Origin of the sequence: Ornithinibacillus sp. 4-3 (assembly GCF_040958695.1) — a bacterium.
Classification (GTDB): Bacteria; Bacillota; Bacilli; order Bacillales; family Amphibacillaceae; genus CALAMD01.
Window position 1 is genome coordinate 2,083,353 of record NZ_CP162599.1, and the last position, 18,741, is coordinate 2,102,093.

An 18,741-nucleotide genomic window follows, 5' to 3' on the forward strand; every position below is an offset into this window, starting at 1 on the left:
TCACCGTAAAGGGAATAATTCTTTTCCTTTTTCTTTTAGTAAATCGATTTCTTCCTTACTAGCACCTTTTTCTTCAAGTGATTGTATTAATGATTGGACATAGGCTAACTTTTCTTCTGCATTTGTATCAACCACCATCGTAGTTAGCTCTACTTTAGTCATCTTAACATTTGCTTCCTTAAATAGTTGAATCGCATATTCATTATTTCGATAATCATTTGCATAATACACTGCTTTAATACCACTTTGAATAATCTGTTTTGCGCATTGTAGACACGGAAAATGTGTGACATATATTTCTGCATTATCTGTTGGTACACCAAATTTTGCACATTGTAATAATGCATTTGCTTCTGCGTGAACAGTACGAACACAATGTCCATCGACAATATAGCAACCATCCTCAATACAATGGACACTTCCTGAAACACTGCCATTATATCCCCCTGCTATAATTCGCTTATCTCTTACAATAGTTGCACCTACCATTAATCTTGTACATGTACTTCTTAGAGCTAGTAATGTACTCTGTGCCATAAAATATTGATCCCAAGCTATTCTATCCATTTCTTAATCTCCTTTTATCTATGTACTAAGGGACTTGAATTTGATCACGAATGTTTTCTAATGTTTTCTCTCCAATCCCAGATATTTCTAGTAAATCTTCTATTTTTGTAAAGAAGCCATGTTCCTCTCGATATTTCAAAATTGCTTTTGCTTTAGAAGGGCCTATCCCATTTAATGTTTCAATTTCTGATTCTGTCGCATAATTAAGCCGAACCTTCCCACTATCAGATGCGTTATGGCTGGCAGCAGCTTCATGCCCATTTACACTAGGTACAATAATTGTCATCTCATCTTGAACCTTTTGAGCCAAATTAATAAACAGCTGATCTGCTTCCTTTGTAAAACCACCTGCAAGTTCAATTACATCATGTACTCTAGCATGTTCCTCTACTTCATATACACCAGGCTTGTGAACAGCACCTTTCACATCTACTATAACATATAAATTTGTAAAATTTTCATCAGGGTTTTCTTCTATTGTGGGAATATCTATTTCAGAAGCTGAGGGTAGTAATAAGGAGGAGATTTGATTCGTAAAGAAGATAAAAATCAATAGGATTAGCCCTAAGGTAATAATAAGCCAGTGACGTTTAAGCCACTCTATCATTTGTAATCACTTCCTTTTTATTAAGGGAAAAATTATTGTATTGCCTAGTATAACAATTTTTTCAATAACAAAAAAGGACATGCACAATCACTTATGCACGCCCTTTTTCTGCAATAATAAAAATTCTCTCTGTTTGCTGATCGATATTTTGATTTTTCAAATCAAAATCACTACATAAAATGATATTTTCAAAGCCTATTTCCTCTAATAATTTTTTGTAAAAAGAAGTAGGATACGTACGTTGATGATGCGTTTCATCAAATCGAGCATATTGATTTTCACCAGTTTTAGTGAAAAAGGTTAATTCGTGGAACATCTCTCCATCTTCGTCGCCTGCAAAACAATCCCAGATATAGGCAACCTCATCACTAACATCTGTAAAAGAATGCCCTACTAATAAATTTTCGACATAATCCATCGCATGGATATCAAAAATAAATACTCCGTCAGCTTTTAAAGTTTGATAAACACGTGAGAATACTTCCTTTATATCCTCTTCTAAGACGATATAATTTATCACATCGCAATAACTAATCACAGCATCTAACTTCCCTATTCCCGTTAATTCACGAACATCCTGATGCATCCACTGAATAGGAAGTTTGTTTTGGCTACTTTTTTGTTCTGCCCAAGTTAACATATCGCTAGAATAATCAACACCGAGCATTTGATAGCCTTCATTCGCTAAACGAATTGTCACTTCTCCTGTGCCACAGCCTAAATCTGCAATCGTATTTACTTCTTTATTTAGCTTTTTAAAGACTTGCTTCGTAAAAAGTACCCATTGTTCATATGGCGCATCCTTCATTAAGCGATCGTACAAGGAAGCCATATTCTCATATGCTCTCATTGTTTATCTATTCCTTGCTCTACACTTACTCGTGTTGCGTCTCCCCATAATCTTTCTAAATTATAATACATACGCTCTTCTTTATGGAATACATGAACAAGCACACCATCTGCATCAATTACAACCCAGCGTGAATCCTCGAAGCCTTCCATTTTATTAATATCTATCGTATCTTTTATCTCTCTTGCAATTGCTTGTACTTGTCTTTCATTATTCGCATGGCAAATCACAAAATAATCTGCAACCAACGAAATCTCACTCATATCTAATACAACAATATCTTGGGCATGCTTTTCATCACATGCTTGAATAATTGTTTCTAATAATGTTTTGCTATTATTCAATGCTAAAAATACCTCCATTTTTTCTTTCCTGTTATTTTTCTTCCATCATTTGTTTCGTAAAATCATTATATGCATAAAAAGAGTCCGGGTGGATAGTCACTTTTTGATTCATTAAAAATTGAATCGTATTTTTGGACACAAGCCAGCATGCTTTTACTAAGTCAACTTCTGCTGTTTCCCGCACCTCAGCTAAACCCGGAAAGCTTCTTCCTGGCTCCATATAATCTGCTAAATAAATGATTCGTTCTAAATCGCTCATATTCGCTCTCCCTGTTGTATGATAGCGAATTGCAGCTTGAATATCCTCATCAATTATATCAAACTCTTGAGCTAATAATATCGAAGCAACAGGCCCATGCCAAAGCTCTTCATTATATTGTAATAAATCTTGTGGCAATGCACTATTTTCAATATATTTTTTTAATTTTGCTGATGGAAAGTTTTTTGCATAGTCATGTAAAATGGCAGCAACCTCAGCTTTATCCTCTGGTACATTATATCGCTTTGCTAAAATAACTGCTTCCTTAGCAACTCTCAATGTATGTTCAAATCGTTTGGGTTGTAAAACCATTTTTACCTGTTCAATCATCTCAGTTGTTCCCATACAAATTTTTCTCCTTCATATATGCATAGACTTTTTCCGGAATTAAATATTTAACAGATTGTTGCCGCTTAATTTGGTTGCGAATATGGCTTGATGAAATATCAATACTCGGAATCTCTACATGTACAACAGGATAATTCGTTTCAACCTTATAACCTGGTCTTTTTACACTAACAAAAGTTACTAGCTCCATTAAGGTTTCAATTTGATGCCATTTTGGTAAGTATTCAACCATATCCGCTCCAATAATGAAGTAGAAATCAACAGTTGGATTTTGCTTGCGTAAAGCTTTCACCGTATCAATCGAGTAAGATTTTCCTGAACGATTAATTTCGATTGCATCTACTTTAAAAAAGGGATTATCTTCAGTTGCCAATTCTACCATACGTAGCCTATCTCTAGCTGTAACCATCGCTCCTTGCTTATGCGGTGGGGTATGGGTTGGAATAAACCATATTTCATCTAATGCTAAAGCAAGCCGAACTTGCTCACCAATAATTAGATGTCCAAGATGTGGTGGATCAAATGTTCCACCTAATATTCCTATTTTTTTCATGGTAATTCTATCTGCTTATCTTCTTTTGATTCCTTATAAAGGACAATATTGTTACCAATGATTTGAACAAGCTCTGCATTTGTTCCAGTAACTAGTTGTTCTGCAACTACGTCTTTATCCTCTGTACAATTTTGTAAGATACTTACTTTAATTAATTCCCTTTTTTCAAGTGCATCAATAATTTGTTCAATCATATTTTCATTCACACCAATTTTCCCTACTTGAAAAATTGGTTTAATTTTATTTGCCTTTGCACGCAAAAATCGTTTTTGTTTTCCTGTTAACATGCTATCTTCCTTCCAAAATCTTTTTTAATTCTTCATCCATTTGATCTGTTGATACATTTTCTTTTGTCCAAATTTCAAAAGCAAATTGTGCTTGATACAATAACATCGTGTGACCAAAATGAATGCTAGCACCTCTTTGCTCTGCTTCCTGCAAAAAACTCGTTTTAATTGGTTGGTAAACAATATCGCTAACAACGGCTGCAGGGTTCACATTTTCCAATGAAATAATGGTCTGATCTGTATTCGGCTTCATACCAACTGATGTCGTTTGGATGATTAAATCATAATTGGCTAACCTTTGCTCAGCTTCTACTAAAGTAAGTATAGAAGTTTTAGCTTTATTTTTATTTAATAAAGCTATCTTCTCTGCACTTTCTTTTGTTCTATTAGCAATATCTATTTGCATATATCCAGATGTCAGCACCGCATGATAAATACCTCTTGCTGCTCCACCAGCTCCTAAAATCAATACTTTCTTCTTTGATTTATTTTGAAAAAGCTCTGGATACGCATGTTCTAATGCTCGTACATAACCAATTCCATCTGTGTTGTACCCTATCCATTTTCCCTCTTGATGTACGACTGTATTCACAGCGCCAATTTGTTTTGCTGTATCATCTAGCTCATCTAGAAACGGAATGATTGTTTGTTTATATGGAACAGTGACATTAAAGCCCATAATCCCCTCATTTTTAATTTGTTCAATCTTTTCTGCAAAGGAATCATTTATATCGATTTCCATGATTTTATAGTTTCCCTGTAAGTTCGCCTTATCTAGAAACTCTCCATGGATCCATGGAGATAATGAATGTTGAATTGGATAACCGATTAAACCTAATTGATATGTCATGATCAATTCTCCCCTATTAAAGATTTTCGAATCGATACAGAAACTCCCTTAGGACTATGTGCAGTTATCGTTGTATCAATACCATCAACAGATATCCAACCTAATCCTGGAAAAACAATATCTGTTCTTCCATCTGTTATTTTAAAAGTACTTTCTGTAAACGATGGTAAAATTTCTAATGTTTCTGCGTCAGGAGGCGATAATAACGAGCCTAAATGATTCTCATATAATGCATCTGCATTAGACAGCTTTGTTCGATGGATGGATATTTGATTAGAAAAATAACACACAAAAGACTGCTTTTCCCCTTTAATAAAATCCAATCTTGCTAAACCACCGATAAATAATGTCTGTCCACTATTTAACTGATACACTCTGGATTTAATTTCCTTGCTTGGTGTAATCTGCTTTAAATCATTTCTAGAAACATAATGTGCCATCTGTTGTTTATTTACAATTCCCGGTGTGTCGATTAAATACGCATCATCATCTAACGGAACTTCAATGAAACCTAATGTAGTTCCTGGAAAATAAGAAGTAGTAATTACATCCTGTTCACCAATTGATTGTTTGATAATCCGATTAATAAAAGTAGATTTTCCAACATTAGTCGTTCCAACAATATAAACATCTCCGTTTTCACGATATGCTTCTATTTGTTGTGTGAGTTCTTCTACTCCATGACCCTTTACTGAGGAAATTAGAAAAACATCCTTTACTTTCAATCCACTTTCCTTCGCAGAGGATCTTAACCAGCGAATCAGTTTATTTTGATTGGTTGACTTTGGTAATAAATCCATTTTATTTCCTACCAATATGATTGGATTGTCTCCAACAATACGAGACAAACCAGAAATCAAACTGCCATTTACATCGAAAATATCAATTAAATGAACAATTAAACCCTTTGCATTACTGATTTCACTAACCATTTTTAAAAAGTCTTCATCTGTGATAGAAATATCTTGTGTTTCATTATAATGCTTTAAGCGAAAACATCTTTGACATAATACAACTTCTCTTTGTAAAGAGGATTTAGGTGTATATCCTAATTTATTAGGATCTTCTGTCTGAATGGAGACACCGCAGCCTTGACAATAGATTGCTTCCATTATTGCTCATCCTTCCTAATAAATATCCCTTTCTTTCTAAAACGTTCCATAATTCTTCTTTCTATTGTTCGATTTATTTGCGTTATTTTAGCATCTGTTTGTACAATCGGCGCAACTAATATGGTATAAAAACCAGCTGAATTTCCGCCTAATATATCTGTTAACAACTGGTCTCCTATTACTGCTACTTGTCCCGGACAAAGCCCCATTAATTTTGCTGCTTGCTTAAATGATCTCTTTAATGGTTTACGAGCATTTGCTATGTATGGAACCTTCAATGGATCTGAAAATACTTTCACTCGATTTTCATTATTATTTGAAATAACCGTGACTTTAATATTATTTGCTTCTAACTGCTTAAACCATTTGATAATTTCCGCAGATGCATCTTGTACATTCCAAGGAATCAATGTATTATCAAGGTCTGTTATTATTCCTCTAATCCCATTTTCTTTTAAGAATACTGGGTCAATATCAAAAATACTTTTTACGTATGTATTTGGTAAAAATCTGCTATACAATTAATTTGCCACCCCATTAAATATGTTTCTATCTTATTCATTTATTAGTCCATTCATATTATACATATCATATCATAGGAAAGCTTCTTTTTTATATAGCAATCCTATAGAATTGTTTATCTTTATCAAGCAATATACTTCCACTTCTATCGATAATAAGATAACTTATGTTTAGTATAGATTAAATTCTATCTAATCAAAGATAACACCTCAGGTAGATGCACGGATTTTGAAAAGACGGATTACATGAAGTAAATCTTCCTCTCCAATGAACAAAATCCGAACAACTTCCACTGAGGCGCTATTGATTTATGTCAAACTTTTATTTATATGCTTTTTTTATGGAAAATCGGCAAGAAATCGTTCGACAAATTCTCGCATAATTCATCATGTGCATAACTTTATGCACAATCACTTTCCCTTTCTTATCGTGTTTTTATGTTTTTTTATTTTTTTGTACACAGCTTATCTACATGCGCATGTAGATAAGTATATTCTTGTACAAGAACATGTTACGTGATAAATTAAGGATAACATTTTAATAGGAGTGTCTTATTCTATGGATTACTTATCTGATGAATTACTTTTAGAATCCTATCAAAAAGCATTAGAATTAAATTTAAATTCAGATTTCCTATCACTTATAGAGGAAGAAATTGATCGCAGAAATCTTACATCCCAGATTAAGTGTAGTCATCATGTCTAAATATTTCATCTCCTACCTTTATGGTTAAGGGGATTTTTGTTTTATTTCCAAGAATCCCCTTTGGACATACACAGTTACAAGAAATCATACATATGAATGGATTATAGGCTTTTGCCTAAAAGAAACAAGGAGGTGTTATTTTTTTGTCTGGAATTCTTAGTGCACTTGCATTACTCATAAAAGAAACACTATTTTTCGTTTCCTACATTAAAAATCAAGCCTTTCCTCAGCCACTTTCTCCAGAACAAGAAATCACTTATATTACGCAGATGAAAGAGGGCGATGAGGTCGCGCGAAATAAATTGATCGAACATAATTTACGACTAGTCGCACATATCGTAAAAAAATTTGATAACACTGGTGAAGAAACAGAGGATTTAATTTCCATTGGTACAATTGGGCTGATTAAAGGTGTAGAAAGTTTCAAATTAGGCAAAGGAACAAAATTAGCTACTTATGCAGCACGATGTATTGAAAATGAAAGTGTAATTACAAATAGGCAGTGCGGTTTATTAGAATATCCTCATAATAGACCATTAGTTAAAAAGTTAAAATACGAAGCCTATCTGCGTCAACCACTTGCACTTCCTTAATTAAGACTCGTAATATTTCTTGTTTTTCTTTTGTTGTAAGGATTTTATTTTTTGTACGGAAATAACTATCTATTGCTTTTTTCAAGACACTTCTATTCGGGTTTCGTTCTTTTACTAACTGTTGTTCCTTCTCCTTTAATTGGATGCTTAAATCTCTTTCCTCTACGTGTATTGCATGAATCTTTTCCTTTATCTCTTGTAAATCGATATCATCATCTTCTAATATCGTTAATAATTCCAGTAATCGTTTCCTACCACTTTCACAGTTTTTAATTTGTTTTTGGATTTCTTCGATTTCTAATAATACATATGATTTCGGCATCCATTCCCCCGTCTCTTGCACTTCCTTTACTTTGCTAATCCATTCTTCTATCTCTAACCAAACATTTTCATTTAACTTCTTTTCACTGATCATCCTGCCACATCCAGTTGAGCTAAGAGCTGTGTTATTTTTACGACAATGGTATACATAATACTTTTTCCCATGCGAATTCGTTTTCCTGCCGGTCATCTTTCCGCCACAGCGAGCGCAACGAACTAAACCAGATAATAAATAATCATGATAACTATATCCAGCATATCTTCTTCTAATCACTTTTAACCGTTCTTGCGCATCATTAAATTGATCCTTGGAAATAATTGCTGGAATCGTTATTTGAATCCATTCCTTTCGTGGCCGCAATCTACCTGATGCATATTTTTCCCCTGCTTGCTTCTTCACATAATTCCCTTCCGTATCATATCTATTTTGATAATAGACTCCTGTATAAGCTTCATTCATTAAAATTTGCCGAACAACCTGGCGATGCCATACTTTCGCTCCACGGGCTGTCTGTATTCCTGTTTTCGTCAAATGCAGCGCAATCCCTTTCACCCCTTGAAACGAATATGCGGGATTCGTAAAATAATCAAAAATCATTTGTACAATGTTTGCCTCACGTTTATTAATCACATATGTTTTCTGTTCTGTACAATAATCATAACCATAAAGTCCGCTATCTTTTACTACATAACCTTGTTTTGCCTTTCGATATTTTCCTGTCATTGTATTATGTTTAATTTTTGCTTTGTCAAATTCAGAAAATGCACCACGGACCTGAAAATAAAGTTGCCCTTCTGCATCATTTTTATATTCACTTTTTACAAAATTTAATTGCACCTGAAATTTTGTTAGCTTTTCCGTAATTAGTAATTGATTTAATAATTTTCTAGATAATCGATCTGGATCATAACAGATAATTTGACGGATAAATCCAGCTTCCACATCTGCTAATAATTTAGATAAACTAGGTCGATTAAGTATTTCCCCTGTATACCCATCGTCCACATACAGTTTTGCATTTCTTGTACCAGCAAAAGCCAAGCAATCTTCAATCTGCCCCTCGATGCTGTATCCCTTCAATTGCTCTTCCGTCGACACTCTCGCATAAATCGCAATCATGCTCCAACTCCTCTTCACACATGTCTTTCTGATATAGAGTGAGTAAATACTGATAACAATATTGTAAGCTTCGGTTAAAATAAGGACCTTTATCAAATTCAATCTTCAAGCCTCATCCCTCCTATCACTCATACTTATGCAAACGCCACTTGTCCCTATGTTGGGGTTTTATTATGATGAAAAAATTCCACGCCTTAGACTTATTTCTATTGCTAAAATTTCTTTATTTGCATAAAATAAGAACAAATGTTCCCTAAGGAGTGAGAATTTGTGGATAATCAAGCTATAGCAGTACGGTTTTTATTTTTAGGTTTAGCGATTAAAAATTTAGAGCTAGATATAGAGCATGTAAAAAAAGCTCCCTTTAAAATTAAAGAACCTTATTTGACAGGACTTGAAAGAGCACATGCTAAAGCAACAGAAGAGATAAAGCACTTGAAAAAAATCATGTATAATAAACAAATAAAGATTATGGCAACTACACGAAATAAAAATTTTTCACACTATATCTTCCACAACGGTAATCAGAAAGAAGAATTAAGTTACTATAACTACATGATTCGTAAAAATGTGAAGGAAATTATGGAGGAACTAATTTATCATACTCCCACGAAGGAATATTCCGAGCGGTTATAAGGAGTTTTTTTATGGAACGAAAAAGAGTATATATAGTAGCTGGACCAGCTGGAGTTGGTAAGTCAACCACCGCGAAACAAGTGAAAAAACATCAATCATCTCCCAAGAATCCTTAAAGAAATTATTTATCAGCCCAAATATAAATTTTAACCTATAAGAAGAAATTCTGATCTCTTTTTCTTCTTATAGGTTTTTTCTCGTTTTGATAAGTTACTTATAGGAACCTATGTAAAAAGAAGTTCTTTTTAGTGACCTCAGACCACTCCAATCTTCTCGTTTCCCTGGTGTAGTTCCTCTAAGAAACATGTATAATAGATAAATAAGAAGAGTTAGGAGTGAGATAAATGGAGCATTTCTCTAGAATTTTAAGGTCCTATCGGGAAGAATTGAAAAAAGAAGATAGTAAATGGACACAAAGATATGTAGCAGAAAAAATTGGAGTTGCTCGAGTAACTTACACCGCTTATGAGAATGGCACAAAAACTCCTCCGCTTGATGTTGTTCTACAAATCGCTTCTGTCTTTAATGTTTCTGTTGACTATTTGATCGGAAGAACTCGTTATACAGAGCTACTGGAAAATATCATTGCTGCCTTTAACAATGACCCTACCTTAGAAAAGTGGTATCTAGATTTGCCTTATAACGATATAAATAGCCTAAGAAAATTAAAACGCATTTATGATATTCTTCAGGAAGAGGAGTAAACAAGAGTTCTTAAATAATCCCTTTTTTATACAAATCATCTAAATATCCTAGTTTACATAATAAAAAGAATGTCAACTAAATATTTGTTGACATTCTTTTTATAGAAAATCATTTTGATTTGAAGGTTTAAAACTCCTCCTTCATCGGATGAAGCTACCGACACATTGACTTTATTCTTCACGGAGAAAGGTGTTTATGTATTAGTGTTTACATTGTTCTGTATATTTTCTAAGTTTTGAGGAGTTTCTTGAAATCCAAAAGCAGATAATACTGATCTAAATACTCGTCCTTCTTCCTATCTAAAAAAAGTCCCTCTCCTTTGCAATATCCTTTTGTAATAAATATTGAAATATTAATGCACTTGCGGTCATTGAAAAAAGTAAGCAAAGACATCTCCTTACATGATCCTATTGGTCAAGATAAAGAAGGAAATGAAATAAGCCTTATCGATATTCTTGAAGCTGATACTGATAATATGATTGAATATATTCAAATGAATATGGAAATTGAAAAAATGCAGCAATACATTAATGTATTAGATGATCGTGAAAGAGAAGTGATTGTCTTTCGTTATGGCTTGAATGGTCTAAATGAAATGACACAACGGGAGATTGCTGATCGTTTGAGTATTTCCAGAAGCTATGTATCTCGAATTGAAAAACGAGCTTTGATGAAAATGTTTAGAGAATATTATCGTAATGAAACTTAAGTTATGCCTTTTTAACGATACAAAAATGGGTCAAATTCAACCCATTTTTGTATCAAAATTATTTTACTTATTATTTGATGTGTTCCATAATAATGGACCACCTAAATAGCCAAAGCCTTCTACATTCTTAGAAGTTACAGAAACGTCCATTGTGTCACCAAGTTTAATAGCTGTTAAATACTCCCATAAATAGCCTTGGAGCTCATCCCATATTGCTTTAGCTTCTTCTAATGTTTTAGCATTAGACATATCATCAATCAATTCATTTGTTTTTTCATCTTCTGGTCCATTCACATACTCCTGATTTAAATAGATGTGTTCAATTGGAGTTGCTTTGGTTGTTGCACCTGTTAATGACATATCCCAAATTGATGGGTCATTTAATTTTTCATTTCGAGTAGGCCAATCATACACTTCAATTTCCATATTAATTCCGACCTTCTCTAATTGCTCTTGAATAACAATTGCCTGATTATAATGCTCCTCATAGTCTCGTGTAGTTACAAATACAATTGGCTCTCCATTATATCCAGCCTCTTCTAGTAATCGTTTTGCTTTGTCTAAATCTTTTTCATTATAAAACTCACTGCCCTCTTCACTTTCCCAAATCCCATGTTCATAGCTTGAATTTATTTCATAAAGCTCTTCATTTCCGAAGCCGCCTAATAAAATAGCTTCAACATCTATAGCTGCATTAACTGCTTGTCGCATACGCTCATCTTCAAACCAGCCTTCATTTTTGTTGAAGAAAACAACAGAATGTCCACTTACTTTAACATGCGTGTCAACATCTGGGTTATTAACCAACTGATCATAATAACTTCCTGGAATCCCTAAAACAATATCATATTCACCAGATAATATTCCAGCAACTTGTGTAGATGAATCAGGTACAAAGTTAAAGTAAATATCATCCACTAACGCTTCTTTTTTACCAGACATTCCATCAGCTGGTGCATCTACAGGCTGATAATCTTCAAATTTTGTTTGGTGAATATACTGATCTTGTTTCCATTCTACAAATTGGAATGGGCCTGTCCCAATATGTTCCGTAATCCCAGTTTCATCTGCCCCTTCAACTACTTCTTTTGGAATAATCGCACCGTAGTATCTGTCTTTAGACAACACCGGTAAAGTTAAAGCAGAAGGATTAGGTAATTGTAATTCAACAACGTATTCATCAACTTCAACAAATTCTCCCGCTTTTAAGAAATTTGGTACTGAAATAGATTCTTTTGTCCAACGATTCATTGAAGCAACAACATCTTCTGCTTTCATTTCTTTTCCATTATGGAATAAAACACCTTGTCTTAATTGAAAAGTATATGTTTTTCCATCCTCACTTACATCAAATGATTCGGCAAGCTGTGGAACAATCTCTCCTTCGCTATTTAATGTCAGTAATGTTTCGTACATTGATTTAGTTACATCTGACATTGCTGTAGCAGATGAAATATGTGGATCTAATGTCGGTGGCTGAGCAGAAATACCAATGTTTAATTGACCTCCTGTTGCTTGATCCTCATTATCATTTGACGTATTTTCTTCATTTGTATTATCTGATTCACTCTCTTTATTCTCATTATCCTCACTACAACCAATCACTAATACCATCAACATTACCAAAAATATCGATACGAATATTCTTTTGTTCATCCTCTTTCTCACCCTTCTTCGTAGATTGAATTTCATGTCATGGGTATATCTTAAAGCTAGGAAAAACATTTACTTCTACCGTTTATCGTAAAGCACCTCACCGTTAACCATCGTTAATTCTACCTCTAAATCTTTTAAGTGATCTGGATCTACTGTTAATGGATTTTCGGATACAACGATTAAATCGGCTAATTTATTTTCTGAAATAGAACCTAATTTATCTTCCTCACATGCTGCATAAGCTGCATCTATCGTGTATGCTTTTATTGCATCTAACGTAGAAATTGCTTCATGTTCAGCAAATAATGTACCAGTTTCTGTTTTACGAGTTACCAATCCATAGATTCCAGTAAAAGGGTTAGCATCAGTTACTGGTAAATCAGAGTTTCCTGGAGCTACAATGCCATATTTTTGATAAGTACGATGTGGAAACATTAAATTTGCTCGTTCGGTTCCAAAATATTTACAATAATTATCTCCAATTTGTGAGATAAAACCTGTAGATGAACTAGCTATTAAATTTAATTGTTTCATTCGTTCTAAATGATCACCAACTGGAAGCACACAATGTTCAATCCGATTACGCATTTCTCGAATCTCTTCTGTGCTTTTCACATTTAAAGCGTTTTCAAAACTCTTAATTGCAATCTCCATTGCATGGTCGCCAATTGCGTGTACAGCAACTCTTAAGCCATGCTCAATGGAACGTGTAATTTCACTAATCATTTTATCTTCTTCATAAAGTAATAATCCATAATTATTAGGGTCATCAACATATGGTTCATATACTGCCGCAGTTTTTCCACTACCAGCTCCATCAATCATAAATTTGGAGCCTTGAATATTTAACATATCATTTCCAAATCCACTTTCTAAGCCCATACCAATCATACTATCTAAAAATCCATAGCGTTCTTCATTTTTAATTGCCCAAAACCATAATCGAAAACGAACATCTAATTCATTGTTTCTCTGCGCATGCTGATATACTTGATAGTCAAAAGGTTTACCAATTAAAGCTTCATGAATCGTTGTAATACCATGCCTTAAACAGTAATCTTGTACATGTCGAAGGCCTTCTGCTGCATCTGCTAAAGAATATTTTGGCTTTGGTAATAATAGATTCGCGCTTTCTTCTAAGACACCTGTTGGCTCATTTGTAGTAGAATCTCTTACAATTCTTCCTCCTGGTGGGTCAGGAGTATCTTGATTAATCCCAGCAAGCTCTAGCGCTTTACTATTGGCAACATAAATATGTCCACAAGTTCTTCTTAGAACAACTGGACGATCAGGTACAGCATCATCTAGATCCCATTTTGTTGGTACCTGCTTCTCCGTTAATTTATTTTCATTCCATCCGTATCCATAAATCCATTCGTGATCTTGATGTTGATTTGCATGTTCTTGTAATTTACTTTTCATTTCCTCAATGGAACCAACGGCACTAGCTCGACAATCAAGCTCAAATACACTACCAATACCAAATGACAGTGGATGTGTATGACTTTCAATAAATCCAGGAAGCACTGTTTTGCCTTGTAAATCAATTACTTCCGTATCATTTGTGATATAGGAATCAATATCTTGTTGATCTCCTACCTTCACAATTTTACCATCTTGAATATACACAGCTTCTGCTTCTGGCACTTGTTCATCGAGCGTGATGATGTTTCCATTAATTAATGCAATTTCTTTCATGCATCTTCCCTCCTTGATATGGTGGACATTATTTTCTATCAAATACGCATCATTACTAATTATATTAATTTTCTGATTAAAAAGAAAGCAAGAATTACAATTTTTGCAAAAACTAATTGTAGTATAGAAACACAAAAAAACGACCTAAGTCCAAAATTTCACTAGACTTAAGCCGCTTCTATTATTTTACCATTTCAATAATAAATTGAGTTGTATTTTTTGCTGCTTGCTGTAAGAATTGATCAAAAGATATGGAAGACTCTTTTCCTGCGATATCAGATAATGCTCGAATAATCACAAAAGGTATTTGATATTGATAACACACTTGTGCAACCGCGGCTGCTTCCATTTCCACAGCAATAATATCTGTAATGTTCTCATGAATGAGAGCTACTCGATTTGGATCAGAAATAAATGCATCTCCTGAAGCAATTTTCCCGACTTTAGATTGTATATCCATTCTAGCAACTACTTGCTCTGCACGATCAATTAGTTGTTGATCTGCTTCGAAAGCTACTGGCATTCCAGGTACTTGTCCATATTCATAATTAAATGCTGTTACATCTACATCATGATGAACAACCTCATCAGAAATAACGATATCTCCAATATTTAGCTCCTCAGCAAAACCACCTGCTGATCCAGTATTGATTACAAAAGCTGGCTTAAATCTCTCACACATAATAGTTGTTGCCATGGCAGCATTAACTTTGCCAATACCCGACTTCAATAAAACAACATTTTGCTGTGCTAATGTTCCTTGGACAAATAAACAATTTGCTATTGTTATCTCTTGCTTATCTTCTATATTATCTAATAGGAAAGTAATTTCTTCATCCATTGCTCCAATTATTCCAATTAACAAACTTGTACCCTCACTTCTCTTATGCTAGTTTTATCGAAAACGCCATTTTTGATCATTTTCTTTTAATACTTCAACTTTAATTGGTTGCCAGCCTTCTGCATCTACCCAGCGAAGGTGAACACGATTTATTACTGTCTCTTGCGAATCCGAAACAGTTGCTCTAATCTGCTGGTCACCAGCATTTTCAAGCCACCATACAACCATATCATCGCCATTAAGATCTGTTACGAAAGTAATTGCTTCTTCAATTTCATTTCTGTCTTGTGATTCTTTATCAAAATTAATAGAATGTGGTTCTTCCTGTTCTGTCGGTAGTGGATCCCATTCTTCTGCATAGGTTTCTACTACATTTTCATCATCTGGATCATTTTCAATCAAGTTTCTACCATCATCATTTGTCTCATCTTGTGGTTCTTCTTGATTATCTTCATCTTCAGCTCCAGGCTCGTTTTCATCATCTGCATCTGCTTCATTATCTTGATTCGCTTCTTCCTCATTATCTTCCGCATCCGCATTTGCCTCTGATTCATCATCTTCCAGCGCGGCTATTTCATTTTCATCATTTTCTTGCGCATCATCTTTATCACTAGTAGCTAACATCCATACCCAAACTGCTAATAATGCGATGAAAATAAATAGTAAAATATAAATAGCCCTTGCATTTTTTCTACGTTTATACATCTTATCTGTTCTACTACCCCTAATTTCTTGGGAATCCATATTATCTCTCCTTTCAATAACATGATTCATTATTAAAACGAAACTGGAGGAAACTGAAGCTTCATACTAGACTAAGATTAATATTTTTTTATTTCATTAGTCAATGATGAAATAAAAAAGCGGAAATAATCCGCTTTTTTTGCTTTGCTTAATGTACGTCAACAATTCGAACTTGGATATCTCCACCTGGTGTAGATACAGAAACTTCTGCACCTTTTGTTTTTCCTAATAAGCTTTTAGCCATTGGAGAGTCATTGGAAATTTTTCCTTCAAATGGGTCTGCTTCTGCACTTCCAACGATTGTATATGTTTCTTCTTCCCCTTGTGGCAATTCCATAAAAGTAACTGTTTTCCCTAATGCAACCTCACCAGATGCCGAATCATCATTTTCAATAATAACTGCATTGCGAATCATCTTTTCTACTTGAGCAATTCTTGTTTCTACAAATGCTTGCTCTTCTTTTGCTGAATCATATTCAGAGTTCTCGGATAAGTCACCAAAATCTCGAGCCACTTTTATACGTTCAACTACCTCTTGTCTTTTAGTTGTTTTTAAAAAATGTAATTCATTTTCTAACTTATCTTTACCCTCTTGTGTCATATAATAACTTTTATCCATTAAAAAAACACTCCTTTTCTCTTCCCCAAACATTACATCTATTTGGCAATCATTTACTGTTTATTACTTATCGTAATTTATTTATTCACTAACTATAGTATATCTATACATTTGACAGATATTAACCATTACTATGACAGATTTTATTTATTAATTCAATATATTTTCTGAATAATAATTATCAATTCCCTGACAGTTATTCACATGCTTCAAATTATCTTTTTATGCTAATGGCTACCCCATCACCGATTGGTGTGATGGAAGTAGTAAAATCAGGATGCTGACAAATCCATTGATTATAAGCTTTAATTTTTTCAGCCATCTTTATATACCGTTTATTTGGAGTACCTATCCCAGCAGCAAAACCTTTTAAAAGCACATTATCTGAAATAATCATACCTTTTTCTGAAAGAAGTGGAATAGCTAGTTCAAAAAACTTAGTATATTGACCTTTTGCGGCATCAATAAAAATAACATCGAATTTTCTTGTTTCTTGCTGCAGATCTTTCATTACTTCTAATGCATCCCCATGAACAACCGATATTTGCGATTCTTTTTCTAATTTTGATATATTTTTTATCGCTTGCTCAAAACGAATATCATCTCTTTCAATAGTAATAATATTAGTGTTAGGTACTGCTTGTAGCATCCGTAATGCGGAATAGCCAATTGCTGTACCTACTTCTAAAATTTGTGCTGGTTGTTGAATTCGAATAAGCTGCATCACAAATTGTATTCCTAAAGGATCCATGATAGGAACACGATCTTCTTTCCCTTGTCTTTCCAGTTCATTCACCCAATCTGGATTTTCTGGTAATGTTTCTAATAAATAATTAGTTAATTGTTCATTAATCATGCTCTAAGCCCTCATTCTTAGCTATTATCATCTGAACGATATTCATTTCTTAAGCGAATATGTTCATCATGTGTTTCTGCATAATGAATATTACCATCAAAGTCATGTAGAAAATAGAAATAGTTTGTTTCTGCAGGTTCTAAGGTTGCCTCTAATGAATTCTCTCCAAAATTAGAAATAGGACCTACTGGTAATCCTTCAATATAATAAGTATTATAAGGAGATTCTATTTCTAAATCACTGTATAATACTCGATCTTTATGCTCACCTAAAGCATAAAGTACGGTTGGATCTGTTTGTAATTTCATACCGTCATCTAAACGATTATAAAAAACACTAGCAATATTTTTTCTTTCATCCTCAGAGCGTGCTTCTTTCTCTAATAATGAAGCAAAAGTAAGTGCCTCATGAACTGTCCATTCTCTTTCTTCAATTACACTCAGATATTTACTGACGACTTCCTCCGTCTTATCTAACATCATTTCTACAATAGCTTCTACCTCTGGTTCTTCCTCATAGATTTGATAGGTAGCAGCAAATAAATATCCTTCCAGAGGTGTACGAATATCATCTTCTAATATAGCATCTGTTAATATGGTTGGATATTGAGCCATTAATTCTTTCACATACTCTTCATTCTCCACTACTTCAAGAAATTCTTCTTGTGTAAAAGGAAGCTTATTTGCATAGATTTCAGCAATTTCTTCCATATTTTTCCCCTCTGGAATTGCAACTGTATAGTAAACAGTATCTTCCACCTTACCACTCTTCAATGCTTCAATGATTTCATCAAAAGAATCTGCCTTAGTTAATTCATAATCACCTGCTTGGAAATCACCTTCATTTCTAAACTTAACATAGAAACGAAATACTCTTGCATCTTTAATAAGATCATGTTCTTTTAATATATTCGCAATAGTTGATGATGAGGAGCCCATCGGAATGTTTACGTTGATTACCTCTGTATCGGATGGATCGACTGGCTCTAAAGCTGATTTGATGTAATTATAGCCAGCATATCCTCCAGCTCCTATTATAATAATGAGTAATAGAATAATAATAGCTACAACACGACGAACAATACTTGCTTCTTCCCCTCGTTTTCTCGCATTATCCTTATAACTCATTTTCTTTTTCTCTTTTGACATCATGCACCCGTCCTTTCGTCCGATATATTATACTAAAAATATCGAGGATAATCTATGTTTAGCAAAGAAAACTTGATAAACCAAGCGCAGG

22 protein-coding genes and 2 pseudogenes are annotated in these 18,741 nt (G+C 33.9%); 5 read left to right on the plus strand and 19 right to left on the minus strand.

Going from position 1 to position 18,741, the window contains the following annotated elements; genetic code table 11:
* The 10 genes from AB4Y30_RS10255 to AB4Y30_RS10300 form a co-directional block, all read right to left on the minus strand.
* Complete coding sequence (locus AB4Y30_RS10255) at positions 1-567, minus strand: ComE operon protein 2 (RefSeq protein ID WP_368652140.1); 567 nt, start codon at positions 565-567, stop codon at positions 1-3.
* A 25-nt stretch (positions 568-592) separates the two neighbouring features.
* On the minus strand, positions 593-1,174 hold the full coding sequence (locus AB4Y30_RS10260; RefSeq protein WP_368652141.1) for a helix-hairpin-helix domain-containing protein: 582 nt from the start codon (positions 1,172-1,174) through the stop codon (positions 593-595).
* Between the two features lie 91 nt (positions 1,175-1,265).
* Positions 1,266-2,024 carry a class I SAM-dependent methyltransferase gene (locus AB4Y30_RS10265; protein WP_368652142.1) on the minus strand — a complete coding sequence of 253 codons (759 nt, stop codon included), beginning with the start codon at positions 2,022-2,024 and terminating at the stop codon, positions 1,266-1,268.
* A complete protein-coding gene (rsfS, locus tag AB4Y30_RS10270; RefSeq protein WP_368652143.1) occupies positions 2,021-2,368 on the minus strand; it encodes a ribosome silencing factor in 348 nt (115 codons plus the stop codon). The genes AB4Y30_RS10265 and rsfS overlap by 4 nt, the downstream gene beginning before the upstream one ends.
* A gap of 31 nt (positions 2,369-2,399) precedes the next feature.
* Complete coding sequence (gene yqeK, locus AB4Y30_RS10275; protein WP_368652144.1) at positions 2,400-2,972, minus strand: bis(5'-nucleosyl)-tetraphosphatase (symmetrical) YqeK; 573 nt, start codon at positions 2,970-2,972, stop codon at positions 2,400-2,402.
* A complete protein-coding gene (locus AB4Y30_RS10280) occupies positions 2,959-3,528 on the minus strand; it encodes a nicotinate-nucleotide adenylyltransferase (RefSeq protein ID WP_368652145.1) in 570 nt (189 codons plus the stop codon). Before AB4Y30_RS10280 ends, yqeK begins: the two co-directional genes overlap by 14 nt.
* Positions 3,525-3,815 carry a ribosome assembly RNA-binding protein YhbY gene (yhbY, locus tag AB4Y30_RS10285; protein ID WP_368652146.1) on the minus strand — a complete coding sequence of 97 codons (291 nt, stop codon included), beginning with the start codon at positions 3,813-3,815 and terminating at the stop codon, positions 3,525-3,527. Before yhbY ends, AB4Y30_RS10280 begins: the two co-directional genes overlap by 4 nt.
* 1 nt (position 3,816) lies before the next feature.
* Positions 3,817-4,665 (minus strand): shikimate dehydrogenase, encoded by an 849-nt coding sequence (aroE, locus tag AB4Y30_RS10290; RefSeq protein WP_368652147.1) that lies wholly within the window; start codon positions 4,663-4,665, stop codon positions 3,817-3,819.
* A gap of 2 nt (positions 4,666-4,667) precedes the next feature.
* Entirely contained in the window at positions 4,668-5,777 is a 1,110-nt protein-coding gene (gene yqeH, locus AB4Y30_RS10295) for a ribosome biogenesis GTPase YqeH (RefSeq protein ID WP_368652148.1), read from the minus strand.
* A complete protein-coding gene (locus AB4Y30_RS10300) occupies positions 5,777-6,298 on the minus strand; it encodes a YqeG family HAD IIIA-type phosphatase (RefSeq protein ID WP_368652149.1) in 522 nt (173 codons plus the stop codon). Before AB4Y30_RS10300 ends, yqeH begins: the two co-directional genes overlap by 1 nt.
* Before the next feature lie 559 nt (positions 6,299-6,857).
* Here AB4Y30_RS10300 and AB4Y30_RS10305 point away from each other — a divergent pair.
* Together AB4Y30_RS10305 and AB4Y30_RS10310 are read left to right on the plus strand one after the other, a co-directional pair.
* On the plus strand, positions 6,858-7,004 hold the full coding sequence (locus AB4Y30_RS10305) for a sporulation histidine kinase inhibitor Sda (protein WP_368652150.1): 147 nt from the start codon (positions 6,858-6,860) through the stop codon (positions 7,002-7,004).
* Between the two features lie 143 nt (positions 7,005-7,147).
* Positions 7,148-7,495: pseudogene (locus tag AB4Y30_RS10310) on the plus strand (sigma factor); the annotation flags it as partial.
* A gap of 49 nt (positions 7,496-7,544) precedes the next feature.
* On the opposite strand, the gene AB4Y30_RS10315 reads toward AB4Y30_RS10310, so the two are convergent.
* Together AB4Y30_RS10315 and AB4Y30_RS10320 are read right to left on the minus strand one after the other, a co-directional pair.
* A complete protein-coding gene (locus AB4Y30_RS10315) occupies positions 7,545-9,038 on the minus strand; it encodes a recombinase family protein (protein WP_368652151.1) in 1,494 nt (497 codons plus the stop codon).
* Positions 8,968-9,147: a hypothetical protein gene (locus tag AB4Y30_RS10320; RefSeq protein ID WP_368652152.1), complete on the minus strand. Its 180-nt coding sequence runs from the start codon at positions 9,145-9,147 to the stop codon at positions 8,968-8,970. The genes AB4Y30_RS10315 and AB4Y30_RS10320 overlap by 71 nt, the downstream gene beginning before the upstream one ends.
* 161 nt (positions 9,148-9,308) lie before the next feature.
* On the opposite strand from AB4Y30_RS10320, the gene AB4Y30_RS10325 reads away from it, so the two are divergent.
* From AB4Y30_RS10325 to AB4Y30_RS10335, 3 genes and pseudogenes are all read left to right on the plus strand, one after another.
* On the plus strand, positions 9,309-9,674 hold the full coding sequence (locus tag AB4Y30_RS10325) for a hypothetical protein (protein WP_368652153.1): 366 nt from the start codon (positions 9,309-9,311) through the stop codon (positions 9,672-9,674).
* Between the two features lie 344 nt (positions 9,675-10,018).
* Positions 10,019-10,378: a helix-turn-helix domain-containing protein gene (locus AB4Y30_RS10330; RefSeq protein WP_368652154.1), complete on the plus strand. Its 360-nt coding sequence runs from the start codon at positions 10,019-10,021 to the stop codon at positions 10,376-10,378.
* Positions 10,379-10,725: 347 nt separating this feature from the next.
* Positions 10,726-11,088, plus strand: a pseudogene (locus AB4Y30_RS10335) (sigma-70 family RNA polymerase sigma factor); the annotation flags it as partial.
* A gap of 63 nt (positions 11,089-11,151) precedes the next feature.
* On the opposite strand, the gene AB4Y30_RS10340 reads toward AB4Y30_RS10335, so the two are convergent.
* The 7 genes from AB4Y30_RS10340 to mltG all read right to left on the minus strand — a co-directional run bounded on the left by AB4Y30_RS10340 (position 11,152) and on the right by mltG (position 18,650).
* Positions 11,152-12,744 (minus strand): ABC transporter substrate-binding protein, encoded by a 1,593-nt coding sequence (locus AB4Y30_RS10340; RefSeq protein WP_368652155.1) that lies wholly within the window; start codon positions 12,742-12,744, stop codon positions 11,152-11,154.
* A 75-nt stretch (positions 12,745-12,819) separates the two neighbouring features.
* Positions 12,820-14,442: an amidohydrolase gene (locus tag AB4Y30_RS10345; RefSeq protein ID WP_368652156.1), complete on the minus strand. Its 1,623-nt coding sequence runs from the start codon at positions 14,440-14,442 to the stop codon at positions 12,820-12,822.
* A 181-nt stretch (positions 14,443-14,623) separates the two neighbouring features.
* Positions 14,624-15,307, minus strand: coding sequence for a 5'-methylthioadenosine/S-adenosylhomocysteine nucleosidase (gene mtnN, locus AB4Y30_RS10350; protein WP_368652157.1), 684 nt, complete (start codon positions 15,305-15,307; stop codon positions 14,624-14,626).
* A 30-nt stretch (positions 15,308-15,337) separates the two neighbouring features.
* Positions 15,338-16,027, minus strand: coding sequence for a DUF1510 family protein (locus AB4Y30_RS10355; RefSeq protein ID WP_368652158.1), 690 nt, complete (start codon positions 16,025-16,027; stop codon positions 15,338-15,340).
* A gap of 148 nt (positions 16,028-16,175) precedes the next feature.
* Positions 16,176-16,646, minus strand: coding sequence for a transcription elongation factor GreA (gene greA, locus AB4Y30_RS10360; protein ID WP_368652159.1), 471 nt, complete (start codon positions 16,644-16,646; stop codon positions 16,176-16,178).
* Between the two features lie 214 nt (positions 16,647-16,860).
* Complete coding sequence (locus AB4Y30_RS10365; protein ID WP_368652160.1) at positions 16,861-17,502, minus strand: O-methyltransferase; 642 nt, start codon at positions 17,500-17,502, stop codon at positions 16,861-16,863.
* Positions 17,503-17,519: 17 nt separating this feature from the next.
* Entirely contained in the window at positions 17,520-18,650 is a 1,131-nt protein-coding gene (gene mltG / locus AB4Y30_RS10370) for an endolytic transglycosylase MltG (protein ID WP_368652161.1), read from the minus strand.
* Positions 18,651-18,741: the final 91 nt, after the last annotated feature.

Excerpts from the sequence above, each read along its gene's own strand:
- AB4Y30_RS10365 (WP_368652160.1), bottom strand. The coding sequence starts at position 17,502 with ATGATTAATGAACAATTAACTAATTATTTATTAGAAACATTACCAGAA.
- greA (WP_368652159.1), bottom strand. The coding sequence starts at position 16,646 with ATGGATAAAAGTTATTATATGACACAAGAGGGTAAAGATAAGTTAGAA.
- mltG (WP_368652161.1), bottom strand. The coding sequence starts at position 18,650 with ATGTCAAAAGAGAAAAAGAAAATGAGTTATAAGGATAATGCGAGAAAA.
- AB4Y30_RS10330 (WP_368652154.1), top strand. The coding sequence starts at position 10,019 with ATGGAGCATTTCTCTAGAATTTTAAGGTCCTATCGGGAAGAATTGAAA.
- AB4Y30_RS10280 (WP_368652145.1), bottom strand. The coding sequence starts at position 3,528 with ATGAAAAAAATAGGAATATTAGGTGGAACATTTGATCCACCACATCTT.
- yqeH (WP_368652148.1), bottom strand. The coding sequence starts at position 5,777 with ATGGAAGCAATCTATTGTCAAGGCTGCGGTGTCTCCATTCAGACAGAA.
- AB4Y30_RS10260 (WP_368652141.1), bottom strand. The coding sequence starts at position 1,174 with ATGATAGAGTGGCTTAAACGTCACTGGCTTATTATTACCTTAGGGCTA.
- yhbY (WP_368652146.1), bottom strand. The coding sequence starts at position 3,815 with ATGTTAACAGGAAAACAAAAACGATTTTTGCGTGCAAAGGCAAATAAA.
- AB4Y30_RS10315 (WP_368652151.1), bottom strand. The coding sequence starts at position 9,038 with ATGATTGCGATTTATGCGAGAGTGTCGACGGAAGAGCAATTGAAGGGA.
- AB4Y30_RS10305 (WP_368652150.1), top strand. The coding sequence starts at position 6,858 with ATGGATTACTTATCTGATGAATTACTTTTAGAATCCTATCAAAAAGCA.
- AB4Y30_RS10255 (WP_368652140.1), bottom strand. The coding sequence starts at position 567 with ATGGATAGAATAGCTTGGGATCAATATTTTATGGCACAGAGTACATTA.
- AB4Y30_RS10355 (WP_368652158.1), bottom strand. The coding sequence starts at position 16,027 with ATGGATTCCCAAGAAATTAGGGGTAGTAGAACAGATAAGATGTATAAA.
- aroE (WP_368652147.1), bottom strand. The coding sequence starts at position 4,665 with ATGACATATCAATTAGGTTTAATCGGTTATCCAATTCAACATTCATTA.
- AB4Y30_RS10265 (WP_368652142.1), bottom strand. The coding sequence starts at position 2,024 with ATGAGAGCATATGAGAATATGGCTTCCTTGTACGATCGCTTAATGAAG.
- AB4Y30_RS10345 (WP_368652156.1), bottom strand. The coding sequence starts at position 14,442 with ATGAAAGAAATTGCATTAATTAATGGAAACATCATCACGCTCGATGAA.
- AB4Y30_RS10340 (WP_368652155.1), bottom strand. The coding sequence starts at position 12,744 with ATGAACAAAAGAATATTCGTATCGATATTTTTGGTAATGTTGATGGTA.
- yqeK (WP_368652144.1), bottom strand. The coding sequence starts at position 2,972 with ATGGGAACAACTGAGATGATTGAACAGGTAAAAATGGTTTTACAACCC.